Origin of the sequence: Alistipes sp. cv1, assembly GCF_900240235.1 — a bacterium.
Lineage (GTDB): Bacteria > Bacteroidota > Bacteroidia > Bacteroidales > Rikenellaceae > Alistipes_A > Alistipes_A hominis.
Genome location: NZ_OEPW01000003.1, coordinates 133,507 through 151,039 on the forward strand (window position 1 = coordinate 133,507; position 17,533 = coordinate 151,039).

At 49.4% G+C, this 17,533-nt stretch carries 10 protein-coding genes, 1 tRNA gene and 1 riboswitch; of the genes, 5 read left to right on the forward strand and 6 right to left on the reverse strand.

Annotation, left to right across the window (positions count from 1 at the left end):
* Positions 1–217: 217 nt before the first annotated feature.
* Together C1A08_RS06490 and trpS are read right to left on the reverse strand one after the other, a co-directional pair.
* Positions 218–2,005 carry a chloride channel protein gene (locus C1A08_RS06490; RefSeq protein WP_101572215.1) on the reverse strand — a complete coding sequence of 596 codons (1,788 nt, stop codon included), beginning with the start codon at positions 2,003–2,005 and terminating at the stop codon, positions 218–220.
* A gap of 29 nt (positions 2,006–2,034) precedes the next feature.
* Positions 2,035–3,024 carry a tryptophan--tRNA ligase gene (gene trpS / locus C1A08_RS06495; protein ID WP_055205763.1) on the reverse strand — a complete coding sequence of 330 codons (990 nt, stop codon included), beginning with the start codon at positions 3,022–3,024 and terminating at the stop codon, positions 2,035–2,037.
* Between the two features lie 222 nt (positions 3,025–3,246).
* Here trpS and C1A08_RS06500 point away from each other — a divergent pair, with 222 nt between their 5' ends.
* On the forward strand, positions 3,247–5,076 hold the full coding sequence (locus tag C1A08_RS06500; RefSeq protein WP_101572217.1) for an ABC transporter ATP-binding protein: 1,830 nt from the start codon (positions 3,247–3,249) through the stop codon (positions 5,074–5,076).
* A gap of 77 nt (positions 5,077–5,153) precedes the next feature.
* On the opposite strand, the gene cobO is transcribed toward C1A08_RS06500, so the two are convergent.
* From cobO to C1A08_RS06515, 3 genes are all read right to left on the reverse strand, one after another.
* Entirely contained in the window at positions 5,154–5,672 is a 519-nt protein-coding gene (gene cobO, locus C1A08_RS06505; protein ID WP_101572219.1) for a cob(I)yrinic acid a,c-diamide adenosyltransferase, read from the reverse strand.
* Positions 5,673–5,783: 111 nt separating this feature from the next.
* Positions 5,784–6,953 (reverse strand): DUF5074 domain-containing protein, encoded by a 1,170-nt coding sequence (locus C1A08_RS06510; RefSeq protein WP_101572221.1) that lies wholly within the window; start codon positions 6,951–6,953, stop codon positions 5,784–5,786.
* Entirely contained in the window at positions 6,950–8,956 is a 2,007-nt protein-coding gene (locus C1A08_RS06515; protein WP_101572420.1) for a TonB-dependent receptor, read from the reverse strand. The genes C1A08_RS06510 and C1A08_RS06515 overlap by 4 nt, the downstream gene beginning before the upstream one ends.
* A gap of 146 nt (positions 8,957–9,102) precedes the next feature.
* Positions 9,103–9,316: riboswitch (cobalamin riboswitch) on the reverse strand.
* 195 nt (positions 9,317–9,511) lie between these two features.
* On the opposite strand from C1A08_RS06515, the gene C1A08_RS06520 reads away from it, so the two are divergent.
* The 4 genes from C1A08_RS06520 (at position 9,512) to C1A08_RS06535 (ending at position 14,838) form a co-directional block, all read left to right on the forward strand.
* Positions 9,512–10,576, forward strand: coding sequence for an acyltransferase family protein (locus tag C1A08_RS06520; RefSeq protein WP_101572223.1), 1,065 nt, complete (start codon positions 9,512–9,514; stop codon positions 10,574–10,576).
* 81 nt (positions 10,577–10,657) lie between these two features.
* Positions 10,658–10,746: transfer RNA gene (locus C1A08_RS06525), tRNA-Ser, on the forward strand.
* Positions 10,747–11,312: 566 nt separating this feature from the next.
* Complete coding sequence (locus tag C1A08_RS06530) at positions 11,313–12,626, forward strand: ATP-binding protein (protein ID WP_101572225.1); 1,314 nt, start codon at positions 11,313–11,315, stop codon at positions 12,624–12,626.
* 25 nt (positions 12,627–12,651) lie between these two features.
* Positions 12,652–14,838: a hypothetical protein gene (locus tag C1A08_RS06535; protein ID WP_101572227.1), complete on the forward strand. Its 2,187-nt coding sequence runs from the start codon at positions 12,652–12,654 to the stop codon at positions 14,836–14,838.
* A gap of 393 nt (positions 14,839–15,231) precedes the next feature.
* On the opposite strand, the gene C1A08_RS06540 is transcribed toward C1A08_RS06535, so the two are convergent.
* Positions 15,232–17,529 (reverse strand): leucine-rich repeat domain-containing protein, encoded by a 2,298-nt coding sequence (locus C1A08_RS06540; protein ID WP_180951533.1) that lies wholly within the window; start codon positions 17,527–17,529, stop codon positions 15,232–15,234.
* Positions 17,530–17,533: the final 4 nt, after the last annotated feature.

Sequence of the window (17,533 nt, forward strand, 5' to 3'; positions counted from 1 at the left end):
GTTTTATTTCGACGTGTTCGTTCCGTGCTGTTTACGAACTATAAAATAGTTATTGGTAATAGACATAATTAATGAAAATTTTCTTTCGGACCAAATTAAATAAAAAAAATAAAACGAACAAGAGAATGTAAAAAAAATGAGATTAATTTAGATCGGGGCCGGTTCGCGTGGCGTTTCCGTAAGGCGGACGGATCGGTTTTGTTTGTTTTCCGATGGGTTATTCTTCGCTGATTGCGCGGAGTTGTTCGCGGTACGCGGCCAGAATGCGCGATTTGGAAATGAATCCGAGGTATTTCTTATCGGTCGTAACGACCGGCAACATCCAGGCTTTGGAATCTTCGAAAGCGTCCAGTACGCTGCCGATCTGCTCGTTCTGGTAGATCAGGTCGGGCGGCGCGATCATGTAGCGGTCGATCGTCGTCCCGTATTTTTCCGGAGAGAACATATCGGCCCGCAGGTCGTCCAGTTGAACGATGCCCAGCAGGGTGCCGTCTTTGCTGACCACCGGGAAAATGTTCCGGTGGACGGTAGAGATAAGGTTCACGACGTCGCCGAGCGTCGTGTTCATCGAGATTTTGTAGAAATCGGTCTCCATCAAGGCGGGCAGATCGAGGAATACCAGTACCGAACGGTCTTTGTTGTGGGTCAGCAGTTCGCCGCTTTGCGACAGCTTTTTCGTGTAGATCGAATAGGGTTCGAGGTAGTAGTCCAGCGCGAAAGAGAGCGCGGCGACCAGCATCAGCGGGACGAACAACGCGTAGCCGTTGGTCAGTTCGGCGATCAGGAAGATCGACGTCAACGGGGCGTTCATTACGCCCGACATGACTCCTGCCATGCCCACCAGCGTAAACGGAATGATCGGTAGTTCGAGTCCGAAAAAATAGTTCAGCCCATAGACCATCGTCGCGCCGGTGAAAGCGCCTACGAACAGCGACGGGGCGAACGAGCCGCCGACCCCTCCGGCTCCGTTGGTGGCCGACATCGCGACCACCTTGAAAAACAGCGTGGCGATCAGGTACAGCATGACGACCCAGCCGATGCCCCGGTATTGGAAAAACATCGAGTTGTTGAACAGCGCATCGACGTTTCCGTGCATCAGATCGGCCAGCGATTCGTACCCTTCGCCGTAAAGCGGCGGAAACAGGAAGATCAGGACGCCGATGATCAGGCCGCCCGCGATCCAACGGCGGTACATGCTTTTGATCCGGGCGAACAATTGCCCGATTTTCGAGTTGATCTGTGTGAAATAGTACGACATCAGCCCGCATATCAGGCCCAGGACGATGTAGTACGGCAGGTGTTCCAGTTCGAACGAGTGCAGGATATTGAGGTTGAAAACCGGATCGAAACCGTTCAGGAAAAACATCAGCGTCGTGGCGGTCACGGCCGAAATCAGCAGCGGGATGATCGATGCGACGGTGATGTCGAGCATCAGTATCTCCAACACGAAGACGACTCCGGTGATCGGCGCCTTGAATACGGCCGACAGGGCCGCCGCCGCGCCGCAACTCAGCAGCAGCGTGATGTTCTTGTAATTGAGTCGCATGAAGCGGGCGATATTCGATCCGACGGCCGCTCCGGTCAGTACGATCGGCGCCTCCGGGCCGACCGAACCGCCGAAACCGATCGTCGCCGAACTCGCGACGATCGACGAATAGCAGTTGTGCGGCTTGATGCGCGACCCTTTTTTGCTCATCGCGTACAGTACGCGGGTCACTCCTTCGCTGATGTTGTCGCGCACGACGTACTTGACGAACAGTGTGGCGATGATGATTCCGATGACCGGATAGAACAGGTAGAAAACGCTGGCCGTGTCGATGTCGAACCAGCTGGTCAGCACGAAGCGGAAAAACATCAGCGCCCGTTCGAATACGAACGTAGCGAACCCCGCCGCCAGACCGACCACGATCGCGAGCAGAATCATCAACTGTTTATCGGTCAGCCGCTTGGTAGCGATGATCAGGTAGCGGTACAGCAGCGCTATTTTGTTTCTCAGCTTAGGCATGGCCGTCGCAGAGTTTAAGGGATTGCGGTTTAGAACGGTTTGATACCCATGATCCGGCGAACGTCCGACAGCGTCCGGCTCGAACTTTCGCGGGCCTTTTCGGCGCCCTGTTTGACGACCCGGCTCAAGTAGGCGTCGTCGCCGATAATGTCTTGGATGCGGGTGCGGATCGGGGCCACGACCTTGATCATGTCTTCGGCGAGCTGTTTTTTCAGGTCGCCGTAGCGGATCTCGCAGCGGTTCCACAGGTCGGTGAAATGCCGTACCGTATCTTCGGTCGAAACGGCTTTCAGCAGCGTGAACAGGTTGGCGATCACCTCCGGCATCGGACTGTCCGGCGCGGTCGGGCCCGAATCGGTCACGGCTTTCATTACTTTTTTACGAATCGCCTCGTCCGTGTCGGATAGGAAAATACCGTTGCCCTCCGATTTGCCCATTTTGCCGTTTCCGTCCAGTCCGGGGATTTTTACCAGGTTGCCGCCGAACGTGTAAGGCTGGCATTCCGGGAAAAATTCGACCTGGTAAAGCTGGTTGAACCGGCGTGCGAACCGGCGTGTCAGTTCGAGGTGTTGCTCCTGATCCTTGCCTACCGGTACGCGGGTGGCGCGATGCTGCAGGATGTCGGCGGCCATCAATACCGGGTAACTCAGCAGACCGATGTTGACGTTGTCGGCGTGCTTGCGGATCTTGTCTTTGAACGAAGCGGTGCGTTCCAGCTCGCCGACATAGGCGTGCATACTCAGCAGCAGCGACAGTTCGGCTACTTCGGGAACGTCGCTCTGCACGTAGATCGTGGCAGCCTCCGGATCGAGCCCTGCGGCAAGGTATTCCGACAGCACGTTCTTGACGTTGACGTGCAGCATGTTGGGATCCGGATGCGTCGTCAGCGAATGGTAGTCGGCGATGAAGAAAAAGCACCGTTCCGTGTGCTGCATTTTGACAAAGTTCCTGAGCGCCCCGAAATAGTTTCCGAGGTGCAAGTTTCCGGTAGACCGTATTCCACTGACAACAGTTTCCATAATTAAACGTTTGGCGCAACGCGCCGTTTATCGACAACATATTCGGTTGAATGCGAATGTGTTGTCCGGATTCGACATGCCGGGAATCGGTGAATCCCGGAGATTTCAGCAGACAAATTTACGAATTTTACCCTAAAACAGGCAGCTTTCCGGCAAAATAGATAAAGGATATATCGGAAAATGGATTACTTTTGTCCGAAGTAATCTAATGAAATCCAGCGAATGAATACCTATTGGCGGCTGCTCGGCTTTGCGAAACCCATCGAAAAGTACGCGATCCCTTATTTTTTCTACACGCTTTTTTACACGATATTCTATACGTTCACCTTCATGCTGATCATGCCGTTGCTCAACACGTTGTTCGTTGAGGACCAACTGCTCGAGCCGGTGACCGCGCTGCCGTCGTTCGCGTTGAATACGGATTATTTCAGGAGCCTCGTCAACTTTTTGATATACCGTGTCTTCGGAACCGATTATTCGAAAATGGACGTGCTGATTTTCCTCAGCGTATTCATCATCCTGATGTCGTTTCTGAGCAACCTGTTCCGTTATCTCGGACAGCGCGTGATGGAGACCATGCGCGTGCGTTCGTTGCAGCGGCTCCGCAACCGGGTGTACGATAACGTGATGGGGTTGCATGTCGGTTATTTCAACAACGAGCGCAAGGGGGACATCATTTCGAAAATTTCGTCCGATGTGCAGGTCGTGCAGTTCTGCATCACCAATACGCTGCTGGTTGCGTTCCGCGATCCGTTCATGATCGTCGGTTTCCTGATCGCGTTGGTGATGATTTCGTGGAAGCTGACGATTTTTTCGGTGATTTTCCTGCCGGTCGTGGCGCTGGTGATCGGTTCGATCGTCAAGCGGCTGCGCAAGTCGGCTACGGCTGCGCAGGAACGTTTTGCCGATATGGTCAGCCTGATGGACGAATCGCTGACCGGGATCAAAATCCTCAAAGGGTACAATGCGACCGACTATATCCGCAATAAGTTTCACGATATCAACGGTCTTTTCTCGCGGATCTCGCTGAGCATGGCGCGGCGGCAGCAATTGGCGTCGCCGACGAGCGAGTTTCTCGGGATTTCCGCGGCGGCGGTGTTGATGGTCTACGGCGGCAGCCTGGTGTTGTCGGGCGATCTGGAGGCGAGCGCGTTCGTCGCCTACCTGTCGATCTTTACGCAGATCACCCGGCCGTTGCGTTCGTTTACCGATTCGTTCGCCAACATCAACCAGGGGATTGCGGCCGGGGAGCGCGTGCTGGCGCTGCTCGATGAGAAAAGCAAGATCACCAATGCGCCCGATGCAGTCCGGATGACCGGACTGCACGACGAAATCGAGTTCCGCGACGTGCGTTTTTCCTACGATAATAAGGAGGTAATTTGCGGCGTTAACTTCAAAATACGGAAAGGGGAGACCGTTGCGCTGGTCGGTCCGTCCGGCGGAGGCAAATCGACGCTTTCGGATCTGATCCCGCGCTTTTACGACATACAGGGCGGCGCGATCCTGATCGACGGGGTGGATATTCGTCAGTACGACATCGAAAGTTTGCGGGAGTATATGGGCGTCGTGTCGCAGGAGACCATCCTGTTCAACGATACGATCGCCAACAACCTGCGGCTCGGCAAGCAGGACGCCACCGACGAAGAGATCCGCCAGGCGGCCGTCGTGGCCAATGCGCATAATTTCATCATGGAGACCGAGCACGGCTATCAGACCAACATCGGCGACCGGGGCATGAAGCTTTCCGGCGGCCAGCGCCAGCGGTTGAGCATCGCGCGGGCCGTGTTGAAAAATCCGGAAATACTGATTCTCGACGAAGCGACCTCGGCATTGGATACCGAGTCCGAAAAACTGGTGCAGGAGGCTTTGAACGCCTTACTGAAAGGGCGCACTTCGCTGGTGATCGCCCACCGTCTGAGCACGATCCACAACGCCGACCGGATCATCGTGATCGAAAAGGGCCGGATCGCCGAACAGGGGACTCACCAACAACTGATGGAACGGCACGGCATCTATGCCCGGCTGATCGAGATGCAGCAGGTCGAGGAGTAAAATTCCCGCGCGGCTTCGCTTACGGGTTGCCGCGTTGTTTTCAATTTGAAAATCGTTTTTCCGTGCGTGCGGAGTCGCTATTTGTCGATCCCGTCGCGCGAGCGTACGCCCTGCCGGTAATAGTGTTTTATTTCGCGCATTTCGGTTACCAGGTCGGCCCGGTCGATCAGTTCCTGCGGGGCGTAACGGCCCGTGATGACGATCTCGGCGGACGGATGGCGGCGGTCCAACGCTTCGAGCACTTCCCGGACGGTCAGCAATCCGTAGTGCAGGGCGATGGTCAGTTCGTCGAGTATCACTACGTCGTAGTCGCCGCCGGCCATCAGCGCGGCGCATTTGTCCAGTCCTTCGCGGGCCATCCGGATATCGGTCTGTTCCGGCTCCTCGCGAATAAAACAGCCGCGACCCAGTTGCTCGATCCGGAGTTTGTCGAACATTTCCGCTATTTTCGTTTCGTGATAGGCCATGCTTTTGACGAACTGTCCGACGTAGACGCTTTTTCCGGCGCAGAGCGCCCGTACCGCGAGCCCGAAAGCGGCCGTCGTTTTTCCTTTCCCGTCCCCGGTGTACACATGGATGTATCCTTTGTTGCCCATGATCGTCGTGTTTTTACAAAAATACGGTTTATTGCGGGGAAAGCGGCGGACGGTACGGAAAAAAGCCCCGGAACGGAGGTTCCGGAGCTTGTCGTTTTGCGGCGGGAGCCGTTATTTCAGCGGTTGCAGCTTTTTATGCGTGAATGCGATGTGCCCCGGAATGTCGCCCGTGGTGGCCGACCATTTGGTGCGTCCGTCGGAACCGTAGCAATAGATCTTTCCGGGCGTTATATAGTCTTTCGCATCGGTGACGAAAAAGTCTCCGTTGTCCGGGTTGACCGCGATTTCATAGGCTGCGGTATAATTTTTATCCGTTCCGTCCTTGATGAAATTCTGCCCGGCGTCTTTTTTCGTCCGGGTGTCTATGAAAGTGAACGAATAGGCGCTTTTTCCGGTGGTCATGTCCCAGGTGGCGCTGTACAGTAGCAGCGAGTCGCCGCGCAGGGCCATGTTGGCGTTCGGCACTTCGAGCGTGTCGGTCACTTTGTCCGTTTTCGTGTCGATCACGAAAGTCCGCGACGGGATGTCGTAGTAGTTCCCCGGGGTCGACACCCAGAGGTTGCCCGAACGGTCGAGCCTCATCTTCTGTATGTTGATCGCTACGTTGATTTTGTAAATCTCCTTGAATGTGCTCAGGTCGATCACCGAAACCGTGCTGTCGTAGACCGGAGCCCGGTATCCGCCGGAGTTGGCAACGTAAAGTTTGTTGCCGGAGACGACGATGTCTTCGGGCTGATAGCCGACCACGCAGGTATCGACTTTCCCGAGTTGCGCCGTGTCGACCCGGGCCACGTAACCCTTCCGGGCGTTCGGATCGAAATTAAGCGGGCCTGCGTAGGAGCTGATGTAGACGTACTGATCTTTGAATGCGAGTCGGCGGCCGCTCGGAACGGAGATCTGCCCCACGTGCTTGGCCGTGTTGACATCCATTACTTCGACCAGTCCCGAACCGCCGATCACGGCATACAGTTTTTCGCCGTAAACCTGCAGGTCGTTGCCCAGGTCGCCCAATTCCTTGACTACGCCCGGGTTCCGTTCGGGGTAGATGTTTTTTGTGTAGACGCCCGTTTCGTAGTCGAAATAGTCGAGCGAGGCCTTGTTGCTGCCTTGATTGCCTTCGTTCAGCAGGAAGAATCCTTTCACCGTACCGGCGGTCTCTCCCTCTCCGCCGCCCGAACCGGACGAAGGGGTGCCCGTTTCTTCTTTCCGGCAGGAGTTGAGGCTGCAGACGGCTGCGCTGAGCAGCAAAAGCAGCAGTGATTTTGTCAAATGTTTTTTCATAACGTAAAGTTTATTTTGATTTTAAAATTCGTGCCCGGCATCGGGTAACATTGTACGACTTCGTATTGCTGGTTGAAGATGTTGTTCACTTCGGCGGTGATGCGCAGCGCCGTTTTTTTGAACGGGATGTATTTCGAGAGCGCCATGTCGTGCGTGTACCACGGCCGCGCGTAGTTTTCGGGGATGTTCGCGACGGATTCGTAGCGTTCTCCGGTGTAAAGGAAACTGTAATTCAGATCCCATCCCCGGTAGCCGAGATTCAGTACGGCGGAACCGCTGTGCCACGGGATATAGGGGATTTGGCCGCCGTACCATTCGCTCGTCCGGTCGGTGACATCCTGGGCTTTCTGGTAAGTGTAGTTCAGCCGGGCGTTGAAGGTTACCGGACCGAACAGCCAGTCGGTCTGCACGGTCGTTTCGATCCCTCGTATTTCCACGCGACCGAGGTTGATCATCGTCCACTGGAACTGGTTGCTGGTGGGCATGGCGACGATCTTGTCGTCCACTTCGTTGTAGTAGGCGTCCGCCTGGAAGTCGATCCGCCGCAGGACGCCGTCGAAATTTTTCGCATAGGTGACGCCGAGGTTGTATTGGGTGGTGTATTCCGGGTTCAGGTATTTGTTGCCGATGAACGTGTAGTACAGGTCGTTCAGCGTAGGCATCCGGAAAATCCGTTTGTAGAATGCGCGGAAACTCAGCTCCGGCCGACTCCACGGTTTGTACCAGACTACGAAGGTGGGCGTGAATTCGCTTTTGTCGCCGGCGCTTCCCCCGACGGCTTTCGTCCGGTCGTGGACATAAGTGTGCAGCAGGCTTGCCTGCACTTTGACCCGGGAAAATTCGAACGAGGTCGCCGCGGCCGTCAGTACCGAATAGCGCTGCGGATAGACGAAATCGACCAAGTCGGCGTCCAGCGTGTTCCATTGGAAATCGGCGGCGAGGTTGGCTTTCCACCATTTGAAAAACGTAAATTCGTTGGCTGCCGAGAAATACGTCTCCTGCTGGTAGTAGTGGTTGTTGACATACATCGTGCTCTCGTCGAGGCGCGGATCGGACAGGTAGTGCAGGTAATCGTAGGCGTACTTGCCGTTCAGCAACAGACTGTAAAACGGACTGAAGGTTTTCCGGAAAGAACCCTGTACGAAAAAGTTGTCGTCCCACTGCCGGTCTTCGTGCCGGAACCGTCCGGGTTCCTGTCGCACCGAAGCGCCCGGGTAGCCCCGTTCCGAGTTGTAAAAGTAGACTTTCGCTTTCCATTCGCCGTTGCGTACCAGGCCGAAAAGGCCGCCTTCGGCCCGTAGGGCGCGCACGTCGCCGTTGCGGCGCACTTCAGTCGTGTCGTATCCGTTTTTTTTCGTGTAGCTGAACTTGTAGCGGCCCGTGGTGTACAGGTATTCGACGTTGAACGAACTGCTGAGCCGGTCGTTGAACCGGTGTTCCCACAGGATCGACGGGTTGGCCGTGCCGAAAGAGCCGGTTTTCATCGACACGCCGAAATGGTTGTTTTTTCCGTCTCGGTCGAAACGGGGCGTTCGCGTCTGCATGTAAATCGAACCGGCCGATGCGAAATCTTTAGCCGGCTGGAATACCGCGCTTTTCTGCCCGTTGTACAGCGAAATGGATTCCATGTTGTCCAGCGAAAAGCGTCCCAGGTCGATCTGCCCGTTCTGTGCGTTGCCGAGTTGGATGCCGTCGAAGAAAACGCCGACGTGCTGGGTGCCCATGCTACGGATATTGATGGTTTTGAGTCCTCCGATTCCGCCGTAATCCTTGATCTGCACCCCGGAAAAATAGCGTACCGCATCGGCGACCGACAGGGCGTTGAGTCGCTGCAGTTCTTTGCCGGAGAGTTCCTGGGCGGGGATAATCCGGGACGGTTGGTTCTGTCCGTATACGGTCACCTCGTCGATGCTGTAATGGCGTAGGCTGTCCGGATACGCTTTGCGTGTCAGGCTGTCGGAGCCGTTCTGCGAATAAAGCGCCGCCGGTGTCAGGCAACACATAAACAGGAAGAGATAAATGGGAGGAATACGTTCCATGCCGCTCGTTGATCGTTAAAAAATCCAATTCGGTTTTACAGCGGGCGGCATCGTGCGCAAATAGGTCAGCCGGAAATTCCGTCGATTTTCGTCTGTTCACCGCAGACTGTAAAATCCGTAAAGCAAAGGTAGGTCTTCTGACTCGTTTCCGTTTCGGCGCCTTCCCGACTCGATGTCAGTGGCCAAGAGTGTCGAAACATTTTATTCCTTTCGGAACTGAAACTTACAGCAGCGGGGACTGTTGCCGATTCGCACGGCATTCCCTTTTAATTCCCTGATCGCGGTCGAAAGCGCGATGCGGAAACCTTTGCACGGCAAAGATAGTTTTTTTTCGGGACGATGCGGCCTAATAATGAAAATAATGTGCGTTCCGGTGGGCATACTGCCTGGGTTGTCTTTCAGAAAAATACGTCCGCGATGGAAAATATATCCCGGAAAGTGTTACCTTTGGACCGGACCTACAGGAAAGAGAGTGACCGGGTTCGAAACGTGGTGTACAGACCTTTTACAATGTAACCTATGCAAAATATGTTTAGTTTCAATTTGATAAAGAATACCGTTTCCTCTACGGTTGTCGTATCGCCCGTTCCCCAGAGAAATAACAGCATTGATATAGCAAGAGGCATTTGTATGTTTCTCGTGATGCTCTATCACTCGGAATGTTATTTTCCTACGAGCATACATATCCAACCATTTTTTGCACCGTTTTTTCTAACAACTTTTTTCTTTATAACAGGAAGATATATCGTCAAAGAGACTGCGCCGCTCTCTTTTCTTCGGAAATTAAAACGAATATTTGCCACTCTGGTTTGGCCTTATTTGATATTTACAACCCTTATTTGGCTACCGAAAGCATTTGCCCACGGAAATGACGTGACAATAAAAAGCATGTTATATGATGTTCTGGGAGGAACAGCGTCTTGGTTTGTTGCAGCCCTTATTGTCTGCGAAATTCTTTTCTACATTTTTTACAAACTCTTTCGAAATGAATACATCCTGTTGATTTGCGGGCTCAGTCTCTTAATTTTGGGCACTTATCTGAAACGTGTGGATCCTGCACCTTCTTTCTGGTATTATAAAGAAGCTTTCGTCAATCTGATATTTGTTTGTTTGGGATATATTTGGAGCCTGCACTACAACGTGATTCAGAAAACTTTGTCGGGTAAATACAGCCTGTTGGCCTTTACTTCGCTTTATATAGCCTTGTTTGCAATTTTTCGATACACGCCCGTTTCAGAATACGATGGAATTATGATCGATAGTTTTAAATCGTTGGTTTTGTCAGGGAGCGGGATTGTGTTTATCTTAAAATTGTCGGAATTTATCCGCAATCAACCTGTTCTTGAATATATCGGTCGGAACTCAATATTGTATTATTTTCTAAATGGAGGCGTGATTTTGATTCTGTCAAAAATACTGAATAAAATAAACATTCCTCATTATTACGTGATCGATTTCTTAATTGCGGTTATTGCAACTGCTGTCATTACCGTGCTTGTTTGGATTATTAATCGATATCTCCCGTTTTTCAAGCGGTTTCCCTGGGAGAACAATCGGTCGCTCCACTTTGCAAAGAAAGGATAAGTGGAAATATTATTAATATAAAAGATTTAGTCCAAAAATTTTCGATAATCAGAATTGTTGATTAACTTTGCACCCGCAATAGGAGAGTTGCCGGAGTGGTCGATCGGGGCAGACTCGAAATCTGTTGAACCGCTTATGTGGTTCCTGGGGTTCGAATCCCTAACTCTCCGCGATCAACACTGAATATTAGTGTATTGCAAGATCAACACCCGACTTTACACCCAAAAATGTAAGGTCGGGTGTTTTATTTTCTACATCTAAAATCTCATACAATATAAACTAATGAATAAATAAAAGTCTATTTGATCTCGGCCATAAAATATCAGATACATCTGTTAATTAATTTATTGGCAGATGTTTCTATTTATGCAATGGATAAAGTAGAAACAAAAACTAAATAGATAAATTTCTCAACATTTTCGAAGGCATACGGGTATTTGCAAACTTTTTATTTCCATTACCCGATTCTATACTTTACTTTGATGTACCAGCCATTGAGGAAGTATCTTTCGGCTCATTTCTCCCAAACGGTTGGAAACCGTCTGCCGCGGAGCTGATCGGGGAATGTTGCACTTGAACATTAATATATTAATGTATATAATCGATTGAGTTTAGCTGCTCTAAAAATGTCAGACTTTGTTAGGGGAAAATCATTTTACACATGTTTATATTCGGTAAATGTGTATATTTGCACTAACCATGTTGGTAAAATGTGATTGATATAAAAAACGGATATATGGAGATCAAAAGGGATATAACGGCTGCATTGCTTGAATGGAAACGGCGGCCGGAGCGCAAGCCGCTTATCATCCAAGGCGCACGTCAGATAGGCAAGACATGGATCATGCGGAAGTTCGGAGAAGAATTTTTCGACCACGTCGCCTATTTTAATTTCGACGCATCGGAAGAATTGTGCCGGGAGTTCGAGAATACGAAAAATCCCGAAAGACTGATCGATATTCTCCGTCTTTATACGGAATATCCCATCGAGCCGGGGCGAACGTTGATCATCTTCGATGAGATTCAGCAGAGCAACAAGGCGCTCAATAGCTTAAAGTATTTTTGCGAGGAGGCTCCCGAATATCATATTCTTGCGGCAGGATCGCTCTTGGGTGTATCTCTTTCGCAGGGAGATTCGTTTCCTGTAGGTAAAGTGGAATTCCTGAAAATGTATCCGGTTACATTTCGGGAGTTTCTGCGTGCCGATACGCCTCGGATGTACGAATATCTGGAGAACCTGACGGAGATCGCGCCGTTGCCGGAGATCGTTATGGGACGTATCGCAGAGGCATACCGCCGCTATCAGGTTTGCGGAGGGATGCCGGCGGCTGTTGTTGCTATGCTCGAAAAACGCGGCGTACAGGAGATCGAGGGGATTCAGAAAGCGATTCTGACGGCCTATGCGCTTGATTTTGCTAAACACGCTCCGGGTAAAGACATTCCGCGTATTGCCGCCATCTGGAACTCCATACCATCGCAATTGGCGAAAGAAAACCGAAAATTCGTCTACAAGTTGGTCAAAACCGGGGCGCGGGCACGGGAATATGAAGACGGGCTGTTGTGGTTGGAGTACGCCGGGATGATCTATCGTATTTACTGCTCTTCCAAGCCCGGTTTGCCGTTGAGCGCATACGACGACCTTTCGGCGTTCAAAATCTACCTGTGCGACGGGGGATTGTTGCGTGTTATGGCTCAGCTTCCGGCCGAGGTACTCTGGTCGGAGAATCCGCTTTATACGGAGTTCAAAGGGGCAATGGCTGAAAATATGGTATTGCAGTCCCTCGCAGCCCATTTCGACGTAATGCCGCGATATTGGATGTCGGAAGCCACCGCTGAGGTGGACTTCCTGTTGCAGGACAACACCTCTCTGTTTCCGGTCGAGGTTAAGTCCGGCACTCGTTTGGGTGGGAAGAGCCTCGGTATTTACATCGACCGCTTCTCGCCGGAACTGGCACTACGTTACTCCATGAACAACCTGAAAAGGGACGGTGCGATTCTCAATATTCCCGTATTCCTTGCGGATTGGACAAAAAGGTGTGTCGAAATATAATATTAGAATCAATACAACAAGACTTATGAAAGCATTGGAAATTAATATGGAAAATTGCTTCGGAATATCAAAGTTCGAACATAAATTCGATTTCGACGATGATACTTGCGTATTGATTTATGCGCCCAATGGAATGATGAAAAGTTCATTTGCCCGTACATTTGAGTGTATTTCAAAAGACGATAAGAAATCGGTTCCATGTGATCGAATATATCCACAAAGAAAAACCAATTGCACTATTAAATGCGATGGGAAATCTATTAATCCAAAGTCAATTTTCGTTGCGAATGCAGAATCCCACATTGCTACGGATAATAGAATAACGACATTTTTGGCAAGTAAAGAACTGAAAGAACGATATGATAATATTTACCAAGAACTTGACAAAGTAAAAAATGATTTTTTAGCAAAGCTTAAAAGTATATCGAAGAGTACCGATTGCGAAAGCGAGGTTGTCTCGACTTTTCGAACAGGAGAAACAGATACTCTGTTTTCATGCCTTCTCTCTATTGAGGAGAATATTCGTAAAGCCCGGTACTATTATGATTTCAGATATAACGATGTCTTCGATAAAAAAGGTAATGTCAAGAAGTTCTTAGACAAACACAAAGATTTGATTCAACAATATTTCACGGATTATCAAAAGTTATTAAGTCGTTCCAGATTCTTCAAAACGAATCGTGAGGGCGTATCGTTTGGTACATATCAGGCGACGGTTCTGAGGGAATCGGTAGCTGATGAAGCTTTTTTTGTTGCCAAACATAGAATAAAATTAAGTTCCGGAGTGGAAATAGCATCCGCAGAACAATTACAGGAAATCATCAATGCAGAGATAGATAAAGTTATCAGCGACGGTAAACTAAAATCTACATTCGAAAAAATAGATAAGGCAATCGGTAATAACAGTGAATTGAGGGCCTTTAAGGCTGTATTGGAAAAAGATAACACGATCATCCCGCTATTGATGAATTATAATGAGTTCAAGAAACAGGTATGGTATGGGTTTATTCACAGGTTGTGTGATGATGCTATTGCCTTAATCAATTTCTATAAAACCAAAACAGAAATATTAAACGATTTAATTGCCAAAGCTCAACAAGAGAGCCATACATGGGAGACGATTATAGATATATACAACAAAAGATTTAGTGTTCCTTTTACCGTAGAGATCAAAAATAAAGCGGATGTTATACTCAAACAAGATACGGCAAATCTCGTATTCAAATACAAAGATGAACGGGCTGAAGAGCCGATTGAGCAACCCAAAGAAACTCTGTTGAAAATTTTGAGTAGAGGAGAATGCCGGGCGTTTTACACATTGCAAATATTATTTGAAATAGAAGCTCGTAAACATTATGCAGAAGATAGTTTGCTGATTCTCGACGACATTGCAGACTCTTTTGATTATAAAAATAAGTATGCCATTATAGAGTATCTTGCCGATGTATGTAAGGATAGTAGATTCAAAATAATCCTGCTGACCCACAATTTCGATTTTTATAGAACGGTCGCATCCCGACTCGGTCTGAAAAAATCCGTATTTATGGCTATACACGATACAAGCGGAGGTATAAAATGCAAAATAGGACAATATAGGAAAGATGTTTTTCAGCACTTTTCAAAACGAGCGAATGAGAAAAGAGTATTCATTGGATTATTGCCTTTTGTAAGAAATATCATTGAATATTCTAAAGGTGAACAATCGGATGAATACAAGTGCTTGATAAATTGTTTACATATTAAAGCAGGATCGGGAACTATTTCCTCAGATATAATCTGTCAGCTATATAAAACCTATATTCATAATTGCCAGAATCTCGTTATTGATTTTGGTGCGACTTTAATTACAGACCTGATACTGCAAGAAGCTGATGTAATCGTTAATGAAAATCCTTTGATTGACGAAATATTATTGGAGAATAAATTAGTTTTATCCATCGCTATCCGATTGCGGGCAGAACAGTTAATATTGAAACTGATAAGTGGCATTAACACAGATGAAATTTTGTCGAATCAGACACGTGTGTTGATCGACAAATACAAACAATCGGATGCTCCGAATCCTGAAATATTATCAATTTTCGATAAAGTAAGCCTGATGACCCTGGAAAATATCCATGTAAATGCGTTCATGTACGAGCCGCTGATCGATATGTCTGTAATGCACCTCATTAAATTATATAATGACATAAAGTGTCACATGGCAGACTGATATTTATCTGTCAACTACTATTGTAAAATAGTATACCATTACATTGTGTTCTAAACACCGGAGTCCTGCCGCAATATTAGCGGAAAATATGAATGTCAATAAGTTTTTTTATTCTGATTTAATGGTAAATAAAAAAATATTCAATATTGTGGCATTATTATGAATAAAATTTGAGGACAAAACAATTATGTCATAAATGTTATCGTACGGCATTAAATCATATGAATTTTAAGTGAAATTTGTTATAGTACTCACATAGAACGAAAATGAGGTTAGAGTTCGTTTAACCTCACGAACGGGCGGACATAATCGACCCGGGACGCATTTATGTAAATGCGTCCCGGGTCTTCGTGTACTAATGTTATGTAGAGGATATTCCTCGTCGAAAGGTTATTACAAATCCCGATATTCGATCGTGTAACCGCATTTGTCGGGATTCAACAGCACGGTTTTCCAGTAGTTTTCGGTCCCGTCTTCCTGAAGATCGTCTTCGTATCCGGTCGCACCGGTAGGCACGATCAGTTTCTTTTGCCCATCAGGCACGTTCAAGCCTGCCAGATAGTTTCTGCCGTGGTCTTCATTGATCATTCCGAAATCCTCGAATTTCACCGCAGGGGCTTTCTTGGCTTTGCAGGTGATGGTTTCCAGATTGTAGCATCCGAGCAACACCCTATTGTTGAAAGCGGCCGTATTGGACGGGAAGGTCACGGATGTCAACGCTTCATCCTGATAAAAGAATCCGAGTCCGAATGTCAACGGAGCTTCCCCGTCTTCGATAACGGCGGTTTTCAGGTTCGGCATATCGGCGAACGCCACCTGTTCAACCGTGGATACCGTACCCGGAATGGTGATCGACTCCAGAGCCGTCCAACGGAAAGTTTCAGATCCTATGAAAGTAATATTGTCGGCAAAGGTTGCTGAAGTTAATTTTTCGCATTGTTTGAACATCCTCGGCGACAGTACGGTAACCGCGTCGGGAAGTACGATCGAAGAGATGGATGTTCCCGCAAAAGCGCCATAATCGATACTGGTCACCGATTCGGGCAGATTGATCTCTGTTATGCCCGAACAACCGCTGAACGCATTGTACCCGATGGTTTCCAGTTGCGGCGGGAAAGTTACGGCCCGAATGCTTTTGCAGTTGGCGAATATTTGATCGGGAATCGCCGTCATATCGTCGGGGAAAGTTACGTTCTGTATCTCTAAATGTTCGCACCCCTCGAACAGCAGACGCTCGTAAGTGGTAATGTTCGACAAATTGACGGTTCGCAGATTCGTACAGCCTCTGAAAGCCATTGTCCTTAACGTCGTCACGCTTTCGGGCAGTGTGACTTCGGTCAGCGAAGTGCAGTTCTGGAAACCGCCGGCCCCGATATATGTCATTGCATCGGTCAAACCGACACTTACCAAATTACTGCACCCTTTGAAAAAATAGGCCGGCATATAGGTAATGTTCTCCGGGAATATGAACGAACGCAAAGCCGTGCTGTTTTCGAAAGAGTTGTTGAACATGGTATTCCTTTCGAATATGGCTTTGCTCAGGTCGATCACTTCGAGATTCCGATCCTTTATCGCGGTGAGATGATTCTGAGTCAATTTCTGTCCTCCGACGGAGAGCGCCGCGAACGAAGAATAGGTCCCTTCCGGCATATCCGCTGTTTCCCATTTCGTCCAGTCTTCACCGTCCAGCGAATAGTAAAGTCCCGTTTCGGTAGGCGTATCTTTCGGCTCGGTCGTTTCGATGTCGTCTCCGGCGAAAGCGGCTTCGGTCTCGACATGGAGCGTTCCGGTTTGAGTAAGCAGGGCGCCGGTCACGTTGGTACGGTAGTTCTGTTGCAACGGAATGTTGGTCATGTTATATGTCACGACTTCGCTATTGTCGGCACGGTAGAAATGCACGTCCATATCCACTACGTTTTTCCCTTCGGACGAAGTGAAATAATAACCGGTGAACACCTTGTTCTTGTCGGGCGTAGTACCTTCCTTTTCGGTCTTGACAGCCACATACGAGCGGAGATCGGAAGTCGCCGAACCGAACGAAGTCCCGGTCAGTACATTGAAATCCGCCGCCGTCGTTATGGTAAGGCCGGTGTAGACGGGTCTGAAGCTCTCCTCCACCTGCTCATAGTCCGTAGTAAAGATATTGAGCTGCGCTACGGCACGGGTCAGGATAATGGTTTCGTTTATGGGTGCATCTGCGGTCACTTGCTTGTGTGCCGAAAAAGCATCGCGGGTGGCTGCCAGCCCGTAGTCGTGCTGCTCGTCGGTAATATAGGTCTTTTCGGACCGGCTGACCTCCTTCAAACCGTTGACGGTCGTATAGTGCATATCCTCGTTGCCGCCGTCCTCGGCATAGTCGGCCCACAAGAGAAAATCGAAAGTACGGCCGGAAAGGAGCGTGACGTCGAAAGAGGTCGTCTTGTCTGCGTCCGCCTCCTTTACGATCCGTTTGTAGAGTTCGGGCTTATCGCCGCTTGTCCAGATTTCGAGGATATACCGCAGGTGGTATCCCTCTATGTCCGCTACCTGTTCGGTTACGGCCCTCGATTGCGGGGCCGACGGCAGCCGCGTAGCGAGTGAAACGGCTACTTCCTTCGTCCGGACTTGTCCCGGATCAAGCTCTTTGCTGCACGATGTAAAGGCCAACGCGGCCGATAACATCACCAATGAAAACAATGTGAACTTTTTCATAGAA

Coding starts and splice junctions, on each gene's coding strand:
- C1A08_RS06490 (WP_101572215.1), bottom strand. CDS start 2,005: ATGCCTAAGCTGAGAAACAAAATAGCGCTGCTGTACCGCTACCTGATC.
- trpS (WP_055205763.1), bottom strand. CDS start 3,024: ATGGAAACTGTTGTCAGTGGAATACGGTCTACCGGAAACTTGCACCTC.
- C1A08_RS06500 (WP_101572217.1), top strand. CDS start 3,247: ATGAATACCTATTGGCGGCTGCTCGGCTTTGCGAAACCCATCGAAAAG.
- cobO (WP_101572219.1), bottom strand. CDS start 5,672: ATGGGCAACAAAGGATACATCCATGTGTACACCGGGGACGGGAAAGGA.
- C1A08_RS06510 (WP_101572221.1), bottom strand. CDS start 6,953: ATGAAAAAACATTTGACAAAATCACTGCTGCTTTTGCTGCTCAGCGCA.
- C1A08_RS06515 (WP_101572420.1), bottom strand. CDS start 8,956: ATGTGTTGCCTGACACCGGCGGCGCTTTATTCGCAGAACGGCTCCGAC.
- C1A08_RS06520 (WP_101572223.1), top strand. CDS start 9,512: ATGCAAAATATGTTTAGTTTCAATTTGATAAAGAATACCGTTTCCTCT.
- C1A08_RS06530 (WP_101572225.1), top strand. CDS start 11,313: ATGGAGATCAAAAGGGATATAACGGCTGCATTGCTTGAATGGAAACGG.
- C1A08_RS06535 (WP_101572227.1), top strand. CDS start 12,652: ATGAAAGCATTGGAAATTAATATGGAAAATTGCTTCGGAATATCAAAG.
- C1A08_RS06540 (WP_180951533.1), bottom strand. CDS start 17,529: ATGAAAAAGTTCACATTGTTTTCATTGGTGATGTTATCGGCCGCGTTG.